Genomic DNA, 10,364 nt, shown 5'->3' with positions numbered 1-10,364 from the left:
TTTTGGGACGGCCCTTTTTTTCATATATGGAAACAAATTTTTAGATTCATGCGATAGTTGACAACTCAAACTTATTTGTCCTCTGCTCTTATAATTCCTCTCTCAATTGCTTGTTCGGTTAACTCATCTCTGAAGTTTGGATGTGCTATGCTGATTAACTGCTTTGCACGTTCCCTAATTGAACGACCATGAAGTCGAGCAATTCCATATTCAGTTACAACATTATCGACATCATTTTTCCCAGTTGTCACAACAGAACCAGGGGTCAAATCCAATTTAATTCGTGAAATTGCATCATTTTTTGCTGTAGAATGCAAGCAAATATAACCTCTTCCGTTCTTTGAAAAACGAACGCCACGTGCAAAATCAATTTGTCCACCACTTGAAGAATAGTATTTTCCACCTACGGTTTCTGATGCACATTGACCAAATAAGTCGACTTCTGTTGTAGCGTTGATAGATACGATATTTTCTTCTTTTGCAATTTCTCGTGGATCATTGACAACACTTACAGGTAAAAATTCGATTGACGAATTGTTATCAATAAATTCATACAGTCGCTTTGTTCCATATGCAAACGTCGCAACTATCTTTCCTTTATTAGTAAACTTTTTAGTACCATTAATTGCCCCTGATTCTATTAAATCTACAATTCCATCTGGCAACATTTCTGTATGTATCCCAAGATTTCTGTGATTCTTCAATAAGCTCATGACTGCATTTGGCACCGAACCAATTCCAATTTGGAGCGTATCCCCATCTTGAATATCTGCAGCTACTTTTTCAGCAATACGAATATCTTTTTCCTTAATTTCTGGAATCACTTCTTCAGCTAGTGGTGAGTCATGTTCAACATATCCAACAATTTGGCTAACATGAATTTGATTATGACCAAATGTGCGTGGCATATTTCGGTTCACTTCTAATAAGAAAGGAACTTTCCCTATAAATTCTGCAACATAATCTGCCTGTGTGCCAAGTGAGAAATAGCCATGTTCATCCATAGGGGAAGCAACTGAAAGAATCATTGACATTTTCGTGGATTTCTCAAGAATTCGTGGAACTTCATGAAAATTATTTGGTATCAATTCCATCTTAGCTTGTTGGTATGTTTTCCGAGTAGTGCCACCTAAAAAGTAAGATACATGTGTTAGTTGTCCTGGCATCTCGCCTAGAATATACTTTCTTGGGTGTAGAGCTAACATTTGATGAATTTTAACATTTATTAATTGACTTGCATATTCTTCTAAAATATCCAATAAAAGAATTGGCTCTCCATTTGCAATTGGTATGATAATATCAGCTTCTTTATCGATTAAACTAATAACTTGATCTTCGTTTAATAATTTTCTCATGACATTCAACTCCTGTTAATTACTTTTGACTTTACTGTAGCATTTTAAATAATATATTTCTTAGTTCAAAATCCATTTTTGAAATTTAACTACTAATAAAATCTAGTTATAGCATGGTTTTCAAAACCTTTCTCCTACCTATATCTCAAGACCTATATGACACTTGTCATAGTCATCCCTTGACGTTTATCTCTTTTATTATCTGCTCATAATCCCTATTCTTAATGTAACAAAGATATTAATGTCAAATAAAAATTCATCTTTTCCAGGAGGACGCTATGAGTAGAGAAAAAACAATGCAGTTGCGCAAGCTAATAGCACCATTTGAAAAGTCCGACACGAAGGCAAGTATCAAACAAATATTAAACTCGATTCCACCATTTTTCATCCTTTGGTTCTTGGCTTATCAAAGTTTAGAAATATCAGTATTCCTAACTGTAGTATTAGCAATACTTGCTTCAGGATTCGTCATTCGTATTTTTATCATTTTTCATGATTGTACCCATGGTTCATTCTTTAAGAGCAAGAAAGCAAATGCTGTTTTAGGAACCATTACTGGAATTATTACGCTTTTCGCTTATGAAAAGTGGAAACGTGATCATAATATTCACCATGCAACAAGCAGTAATTTAGACAAACGTGGAACTGGCGACGTATGGGTTATGACAGTTGACGAGTATATTGCAGCATCACCAGGCCGTCGATTTGGTTACCGTGTTTATCGTAATCCGCTAGTGATGTTCGGATTAGGGCCGTTATTTTTATACCTAATTTCAAATCGCTTTAATCGTAAGGATGCACGTAAAAAAGAAAAAATGAATACGTACTTAATTAACGTAGCAATCGTTGTTCTGTATACGGGTATGATTTTGTGGATTGGTTTACCAGCATTCGCGATTATTCAAGGAACACTCTTAATCGTTGCAGGCTCTCTTGGTATTTGGTTATTTTACGTTCAACATCAGTTTGAAGATTCGTACTTTGAAGATGAGGAACAGTGGGATTATGTTAAGGCAGCGGTTGATGGCAGTTCGTTTTATAAGTTACCAAAAGTTCTTCAATGGGTCACTGGGAACATTGGTTATCACCATGTGCATCATTTAAGCCCACGTGTACCGAATTATCGATTAGAACAAGCACATGAATCTGCTCCACCACTACATCAAGCAACTACAATTACATTGAAAACTAGTTTTAAATCGATTCACTTCCGTCTATATGACGAAACAAAGAAAACATTTGTGAGCTTCAAAGAAGTTAAACACTTGTTGAATGGCTCAAAAGCTTCTAGCTTGTAAAATAAGATACTTGAAAAACCATTCCGTTTATGGAATGGTTTTTCTGTCTGTTATACTATTACCAAGTCAAACGTTTATGAAATTATGGAGGCAATTATGCAGAGTTGGTATCAAATTTTCCCTAAAAATCCGTATGTTAGTATTTATATTTGGATTATTTTTTGTATTTTGCCATTGTTTTATATTTTTAACTCATTTTCACCTGCAGAAAGCTTTCTTGGACTGTTATTGGTTTTAGCATTCTTTTTAACGTATCGTCAATCATTTATCTCCAAAGGATGGCGCATGTATGTTTGGATAGCTTCTCAAATTATCATTAGCATTACGTTAATCATCTTATTTGGATATCTTTATTTTTCTTTATTCTTAGCCTTTTTTATTGGCAACATTCGAAATAAGGCAGGATTCATCACAATGTATGTAGTTCATTTGGTAACCACAATGATTTCTGTTAGTATTGGTTTTTTTACACAGTCTGACTTATTTGTATCTCAATTTCCGTTTATTCTAATCGGTATAATCGGTGTGATATTATTGCCGTTTAATTCTTACGTTCGTAATAAACAAGAGAATCTTGAAAACCAGTTAGAAGATGCAAATAAGCAAATTTCTAGGCTCGTTATCATGCAAGAACGCCAACGCATTGCACGGGATTTGCATGATACGCTAGGACAAAAGCTATCTTTAATTGGGTTGAAAAGTGATCTAGCAAGCAAATTGATTGAAAAAGATCCAGTTAGAGCAAAAACGGAGCTTCGTGATATCAACCATACTGCCCGTATTGCATTAAAAGAAGTGCGTGAACTTGTTTCAAATATGCAATCAGGTAAACTCGAGGACGAATTAATTCGTGTACAACAAATTTTAAAAGCAGCCGACATCGATTTTCGTGTCAAAGGAAATCCTGTATTAAAAGATACACCTTTACTTGTCGAAAACGTTCTTAGTATGTGTTTAAAAGAGGCCATTACCAATGTTGTAAAACACAGTAAAGCCACTTTTTGTCATGTATTGATAAAACAAACACAAAACGACCTGTTTCTCCAAGTACAAGATAATGGGATTGGATTTGATCCGGATAGACAATTTTTAGAAGGTCACGGTTTACGCGGAATGAGAGAACGTCTAGAGTTCGTCAACGGAGAACTTGAAATTTCGGAAGTTGAAGGCACAACTATTAATGTTCATATTCCACACGTCATCTTACAATCGGTTAAGGAGGACTAATTATGATTCGCATTGTACTTGCAGAAGATCAACGTATGTTACTTGGTGCACTTGGTTCATTACTCGACTTGGAGGATGACATGGAAGTTGTAGGAAAAGCACATAATGGCGAGGAAGTTCTTACGTTGGTAGATCAACTAAATCCTGATGTATGCATAATGGATATTGAAATGCCATCCAAAACTGGTTTAGATGCGGCTGAAGAGTTAAAGGAACATAATTGCAAAATAATTATCCTCACCACATTCGCTCGCTCAGGTTACTTTGAACGAGCTCGAAAAGCGAATGTTATGGGATATTTATTAAAAGACAGTCCTAGCGAAGATTTGGCAAACTCCATTCGAAGCATAATGGATGGTCGTCGCATATACGCACCAGAACTCATTGATCTTGCTTATAGTGAGAACGAAAATCCTTTAACTGAACGTGAGAAACAAGTTTTAGAACTGATTGCTACGGGTAATAGCACGAAAGAAATTGCTAGTCAAATGTTCATTACGACAGGGACAGTTAGAAATTACATTTCTGTAATATTAGATAAGCTACAAGTTACTAATCGAATCGAAGCCATAACTAAGTTTAAAGAAAAAGGTTGGTTCAAATAAGTATATTCTTATTTGAATCTTTTTCGTATGTATTCTATACCGTAACTTGTAACTTATGATATTGAACAAACCAACCATTATTGTAATGCATACCTACTCCAACATACCCCTCATTTAAAGTCTGTTGTTGCGTATGGGTGTCATCCATCGGGATAAGCCGTCCTTCTTCAGTAGTGTCTATTTGCAGGGTCTCATTTAACTTTTTCATAAACACATAACGAAGTTTGCTTTGGTATTTTTCTTTCAATGCAAATACCTGAAGGCCCAATGCAAATTTATCCTTTAGACTTGGAATGTTATATGGAGCGACTGTTGCACATACATAATCATAAAGAGTTCGATTGATTCGAGCCATTACTAACTCACCCATCTGCTTTTGAAGTCCTTGTCCACGATAATCCGGATGTACAATAGACAAATCTTGATAAATAACACGCTCCAAAGTCTCTTTAGATAGTCCAGCATCTAAACCCAAATGTTCTTCATCTAATGGTGGAACAAGTGTTGTACGATATGCAATCAATTTTTGATCGTCGAATAAACCAATGATGAAACCATTTCCACTCAAAATAGTTTCAAATTCCTGTACTGTAGTAGGTTGGAGGACGTCTTTAGAATCCAAATGAGCAATTGCAACTTGTTGTAATGTTAGCATATCCTGTAAATCCTTTTGTTCTAAAATTCTAGAGATAAGTTCATGTGAATTTATATCATTATTTTCCTTCATGCTATTCACCATTTTCATTATGACGTCTATTTATCTTACCTGTTTTGTTGTTATTCTGCATATGATTAATTGAGTTCCTATCTTTAGAAAATGTAACACACTTTGAAAAGCTGAAAGTCTCAGGATCACTTTGGATCATCAACCTGCTTCCAACCTAAGAATGAAGACATAGGCCAAATAAAGTTGCTACTTGAGTGTTTTCGTCCATTCATACTTTTTTTCATCCACTCGGCTAATACTTCCATTTTATAGGCAGTTAAAAACTTGATTTTCTAAATTCTGGACCCGCATTGACACTATTCTGATTAAGAGTTTTTATAATGCTATTACCATCTGGTTTTATCTTATATTTAAGAAAAGCGAAAAGCCCCTTCTAGCCGGGCGCGGGCGCTGGAAGGATGCAAAGACGAACGTTTCGTCTTTCTGACCCCAAAAAGGGTCCGTGGGCAGGCGCTTGTAGCTAGACATAGCTACTCCAAGTTTAAAGGTATAACTCGGAAAAACATATAATTTCTTATTTAGTAAGAAAAACCGGGCAAAGTGCGCCCGGTCCTTTATAAGATAGCCTTCTATTAAAGTCTTGTGATTTCCGTTACAGGCGGACGCTTTCCGTGGGCGGTCCGTGAGTCTCCTCGTCGCGAGCTCCTGCGGGGTCTCACCTGGCCTCGCTTTTCCCACTGGAGTCGCCGCCTTCCACTACAATCATTCTCCTTTTAAAAATCAATAAAAATACATATAAAAAGTCTAACGGGTTCTCTTCAGAGGTGCAAAACTTTAAAACACAACACAAATGGACTATCAATTCGCATAAGAATTGGCAGTCCATTTCTTATTGATATATAAACATTCTTGCTCTAATACCATCATTTTCAACTATATGATTAGTAACCTATTTAGTCGCACTACAATGAAAGTTGTAATTCAACTAAACGTACTGCTAAATGATATGCTAAAAGCACATCCAATCTACATCGGTTTTTAAAAACAGAAAAGTTTATATTTTACAGGATAAATTGTAAAATGATGGTATAGTTTTCAAGAGAGGACTTTATTATTTTATTAAACTAACAGGTCAGGTTAGTGAAATAAGGAATTGTATATATCTCGCGGAATGATTAAAAAATAGTAATTTTGTTTGGGGGATTGAAAAATGGTTAAGGTAATAATATTTGATTTTGATGGATTAGTTTTTGACACGGAAACTTATGACCTCGAAGCCTTCCAAGAATTATATATAAAATATAACGTGGATTTTCCAATTGAAGATTGGATAGATTCTATTGGTAGTTCTCTAAGGTTTGATCCTTACGAAAGGTTATTGTCTAGTTATCCAGAAATCAGTAGAGATAACATTAGAATTGAGCGGAGTAATTTATATGAAAAAATATTGGAAGGTAAATCTCCAAGAGAAGGTGTGGTTGATTATTTAGAAAGAGCCTTTCAACTCGGTATTAAAATTGCACTTGCATCAAGCTCTTCAAGAAGTTGGATTGATTACCATATGAATAAATTAGATGTTATATCGTTTTTTGATTTTATTTGTACGTCTGATGATGTTGAGAATGTAAAACCTGAACCAGACTTGTACCAAAAAGTCCTTAGTTATTTCGAGATTAGTCCTAAAGAAGCTGTTGTATTTGAAGATTCTCCGAATGGTTCATTAGCTTCAATTCGTGCAGAAATACCTTGTGTTATTGTCCCCAACGAAGCAACTAAATTGCTTAAATTTGATGAAAGAGTAGTGTTACGTCTGAATTCTAAAAAAGATATGACCTTAGATGAGGTTTTGGATATTGTATCGGTGAGTACTACCTAATTAGATTAAACTTGAGAGGATTTATGAAATGTCGTTCTTTAGGTAACGAGGTGCGTTTCTTCAAGAGGGAAATCGTACCTGCTTATTGAAGTAAAGATGCAGTTTAGCACAATAGCTGTATACTTTTTAGCTAATAGTCATTTTTAATATGGAGAGTGAGATTTATGAGGTTAATTTTATTATTTATTACCATTTTAGTTATTCATCTGGTTGTAACACAGGGTACCCAAGTCTTGAAGAAGCTGTTCAAAGTCATTGGAAAACACCGATAAAAGTTATTAATCAAGATGATAATAATCAATTAGTTTATTACTTAGACCAAACACAGCATATTTTAGGAGTTTATGAATTTGAGAATGGAAGATACAAATATAACAATGAACAAAGTGTTGGTATAACTTTTGAATCAGATAGTGGACTACCTTTTTTAGTTTCAGCTAACCATTTTGAAGGTATAGGAAATATTATTCACGGTGCTATTACTACTAATGAATATGAGATAGAAAAATTTGAAATTCATTATAAAAATGGAGAAATACAAGAAATTAATGCAAAGAATAATACGTTTATAACTGAATTTCCATCTTTTTTAACAGTAAATGTAGAAATGTTTTTTTCTGAAATTGAAAACGCTGTGGGATACGACCAAAATGGAGAGATTATTGAAAAATGGAATAGGAATGCTGAATTAAATAATTAAAGGGGGCTTTTTCACTAACGAGGTGCTTTAGCACAAGAACGCAGGTTTTGAAAAAGGTTGGTTTCTTAAACTAACGAGCAGCTTAGTTGAAGAAGGAATTATATATTCACTCCGGACATTGTGGTGTTTTTTATAAATAAATTTCGTTTAGACTATTGGAGGAATTTGATTGAAAATCGAACAAGAATTATACGAATCAGTTATTGAACTTATATAAAAGAGATATCCCGTTGGTTGGGGTGGAGCTGCGGCGATTGCTTTAGAAGATGGGTCTATACATACCAGTGTAGGTCCCGATGTTATAAATGATTCAACTGTAGTATGTATGGAAACAGGGGCTATCTTAGAAGCTCATAAATTGAATAAGAAGGTGACACACTCAATTTGTGTAGTCCGCGACGACGAGAAATCTAAATTCAAAGTCCTTTCTCCCTGTGGGATATGTCAAGAAAGGTTGTTTTATTGGGGTCCTAATCCATGGTGGTTTCTTATCTTTTAAGAAAAGTGAAAATCGCCTTTCTTTTTCTCAATAACAAAATAAAAGGAGTTTGTGACTATGGATCAAAAAAGCATAACAGAATACATAATTCAAAAATATCAAGAAGATGAACAGGTCATGATTCAACTATTTGTACAGTGGTGTCAAAATCATGAAATCGATCCACTGTTACTTTATCAAAAAGCTTATCCTGCTCAAGGACCGAATGAAGCAATGAAATTAATTATTGAAAACAATGAACCGCTAGATTTAGATATTGAGTCAAATACACTCATTGAAATACTCCAACTGTTCGGTAACGATGACCTCGCATTTGTTGTTTCCGAAGAAATAGATAAACTTCCAGGTGTATTATGAGATTTCAGGTCACTTTTGGATGCCTACCTGCTATAGCATAATCTTTAAAATAAAAGACAGCCGATTGAAGTAACTTTGTCACTCAAAACGGCTGTCTTTTATATAGGGTGTCTATTGGGCTGTTAATCATAGTATCCGGCCCTCAGTGTTTATCTAACCATTTTAGAAGGGTCCACAATCAGATCAAACTCTTCTTCTGTTAATAACCCACTTTGAAGTGCTGATTCTTTTAATGTGGTTCCTTGTTCATGCGCTTGTTTGGCAATTTTCGCTGCATTCTCATAACCTATATGTGGATTTAATGCAGTTACCAACATTAACGAATTACTAACGTGATGTGCAAGTTGTTCTACATTCGGTTGAATTCCCACAACACAATTATCATGGAAGCTTCGGATACTATCACTTAGCAACCGTACTGATTGAATAAAATTGTAAATGATAACTGGTTTAAAGACGTTTAGTTCAAAGTTCCCCTGGCTTGCTGCAAAACCAATCGTTGCATCATTTCCCATGACTTGAGTGGCAACCATTGTTATTGCTTCGCTTTGTGTTGGGTTTACCTTTCCAGGCATAATTGAACTTCCTGGTTCATTAGCAGGTATCGTGATTTCCCCAATTCCACTTCTAGGTCCACTCGCTAACCAGCGAACGTCATTTGCAATCTTCATTACATTAGCAGCTAAAGCTTTTAATGCTCCATGCGTATATACCAACTGATCATGGCTTGTTAATGCATGAAATTTATTTGGCGAAGAAACAAAACTATAGCCAGTATCCTTACTCACTTCAGTTGCTACCCTTTCACCAAATTCCGCATGTGCATTAATTCCAGTTCCAACAGCTGTTCCCCCAATAGCTAGTTCAGCTACGTGAATAAGACTTTCTCGAATCATCTCTTCACTTTTAACCACCATGTGGTTCCAGCCACTAATTTCTTGTCCAAGTGTAAGAGGTGTAGCATCTTGCAAATGGGTTCGACCTATTTTAATAATATCTTTAAACTCATCTTCTTGATTGCTAAACGTTTTTCGTAAACGTTCGAGCTCTGGTAGTAATTGTGCCTGTACCACTTCCACTGCCGCAATATGCATTGCTGTTGGAAAAGTATCATTTGAACTTTGAGATTTATTCACATCGTCATTTGGATGCAGTGATTCTTTGCTCCCTTTATCCTTCAGCAATTGATTTCCCCGATAAGCAATGACTTCATTTATATTCATATTGGATTGTGTACCACTACCAGTTTGCCATACGACTAACGGAAAATGTTCATCCCATTTCCCTTCCTGAATTTCTGTAGCCGCCAGAGAAATCGCCTGCATTTTGTCCTCACTTAAATTTCCTAAATCATAATTTACTTTTGCTGTCGCTTTCTTTAATACCGCAAAAGCATAAATTAACTCAATAGGCATCTTTTCTGTACCAATCATAAAATTCTCTTTACTGCGTTGTGTTTGTGCACCCCACATTTTATCTTCGGGTACTTGAATCTCTCCAATTGAGTCATGCTCTATTCGAAATTTATTTTTCATAGTAATATCCCTCCATTCTTCCATTTTAAGCAAACGTCACATGATAATTCAAATACGGCCACTTATATTGTTTATATTGGCATCTTTTTTTCCAGTTTGTTACGATTAAAAACAAGGTTTGAGATTACAATTGAGTCAATTTCATAACTCCTCAATTAGGTAATAAACACGAACATTTAATTGAAATTATATTAATAATCCGTAAATTTTAGACAGGTATCGGTTGATTGTAGCGCAATGCGGCG

At 35.2% G+C, this 10,364-nt stretch carries 9 protein-coding genes and 1 pseudogene; 7 read left to right on the top strand and 3 right to left on the bottom strand.

Annotation, left to right across the window (positions count from 1 at the left end):
• Positions 1-71: 71 nt before the first annotated feature.
• Complete coding sequence (locus B371_RS0104715; protein WP_019413154.1) at positions 72-1,355, bottom strand: acetyl-CoA hydrolase/transferase family protein; 1,284 nt, start codon at positions 1,353-1,355, stop codon at positions 72-74.
• A gap of 278 nt (positions 1,356-1,633) precedes the next feature.
• Here B371_RS0104715 and B371_RS0104710 point away from each other — a divergent pair, with 278 nt between their 5' ends.
• From B371_RS0104710 to B371_RS0104700, 3 genes are all read left to right on the top strand, one after another.
• The gene (locus tag B371_RS0104710) at positions 1,634-2,653 is read left to right on the top strand and encodes a fatty acid desaturase (protein ID WP_019413153.1); all 1,020 of its coding nucleotides are present in this window, start codon (positions 1,634-1,636) and stop codon (positions 2,651-2,653) included.
• Between the two features lie 96 nt (positions 2,654-2,749).
• A complete protein-coding gene (locus B371_RS0104705; RefSeq protein ID WP_019413152.1) occupies positions 2,750-3,880 on the top strand; it encodes a sensor histidine kinase in 1,131 nt (376 codons plus the stop codon).
• Between the two features lie 2 nt (positions 3,881-3,882).
• Complete coding sequence (locus B371_RS0104700; RefSeq protein ID WP_019413151.1) at positions 3,883-4,485, top strand: response regulator transcription factor; 603 nt, start codon at positions 3,883-3,885, stop codon at positions 4,483-4,485.
• Positions 4,486-4,519: 34 nt separating this feature from the next.
• Here B371_RS0104700 and B371_RS0104695 read toward each other — a convergent pair whose 3' ends face one another.
• Positions 4,520-5,212: a hypothetical protein gene (locus tag B371_RS0104695; RefSeq protein ID WP_019413150.1), complete on the bottom strand. Its 693-nt coding sequence runs from the start codon at positions 5,210-5,212 to the stop codon at positions 4,520-4,522.
• A gap of 1,150 nt (positions 5,213-6,362) precedes the next feature.
• Between B371_RS0104695 and B371_RS0104680 the strand changes: the two genes are divergently transcribed.
• The 4 genes and pseudogenes from B371_RS0104680 to B371_RS0104670 all read left to right on the top strand — a co-directional run bounded on the left by B371_RS0104680 (position 6,363) and on the right by B371_RS0104670 (position 8,584).
• Positions 6,363-7,028: an HAD family phosphatase gene (locus B371_RS0104680; RefSeq protein WP_019413147.1), complete on the top strand. Its 666-nt coding sequence runs from the start codon at positions 6,363-6,365 to the stop codon at positions 7,026-7,028.
• 148 nt (positions 7,029-7,176) lie between these two features.
• The gene (locus B371_RS0104675; protein WP_019413146.1) at positions 7,177-7,728 is read left to right on the top strand and encodes a hypothetical protein; all 552 of its coding nucleotides are present in this window, start codon (positions 7,177-7,179) and stop codon (positions 7,726-7,728) included.
• 169 nt (positions 7,729-7,897) lie between these two features.
• Positions 7,898-8,200: pseudogene (locus B371_RS22715) on the top strand (cytidine deaminase); the annotation flags it as partial.
• An 84-nt stretch (positions 8,201-8,284) separates the two neighbouring features.
• Positions 8,285-8,584 carry a hypothetical protein gene (locus tag B371_RS0104670; RefSeq protein WP_019413145.1) on the top strand — a complete coding sequence of 100 codons (300 nt, stop codon included), beginning with the start codon at positions 8,285-8,287 and terminating at the stop codon, positions 8,582-8,584.
• A gap of 149 nt (positions 8,585-8,733) precedes the next feature.
• Here the strand turns inward: B371_RS0104670 and fumC are convergent, their stop codons facing one another.
• Positions 8,734-10,119 (bottom strand): class II fumarate hydratase, encoded by a 1,386-nt coding sequence (gene fumC, locus B371_RS0104665; RefSeq protein ID WP_019413144.1) that lies wholly within the window; start codon positions 10,117-10,119, stop codon positions 8,734-8,736.
• Positions 10,120-10,364 lie beyond the last annotated feature (245 nt).

This window comes from Paenisporosarcina sp. TG20 (assembly GCF_000286315.1).
In the GTDB taxonomy this organism is placed as follows: Bacteria; Bacillota; Bacilli; order Bacillales_A; family Planococcaceae; genus Paenisporosarcina.
This window is presented reverse-complemented; position numbering and strand designations above follow the sequence as displayed.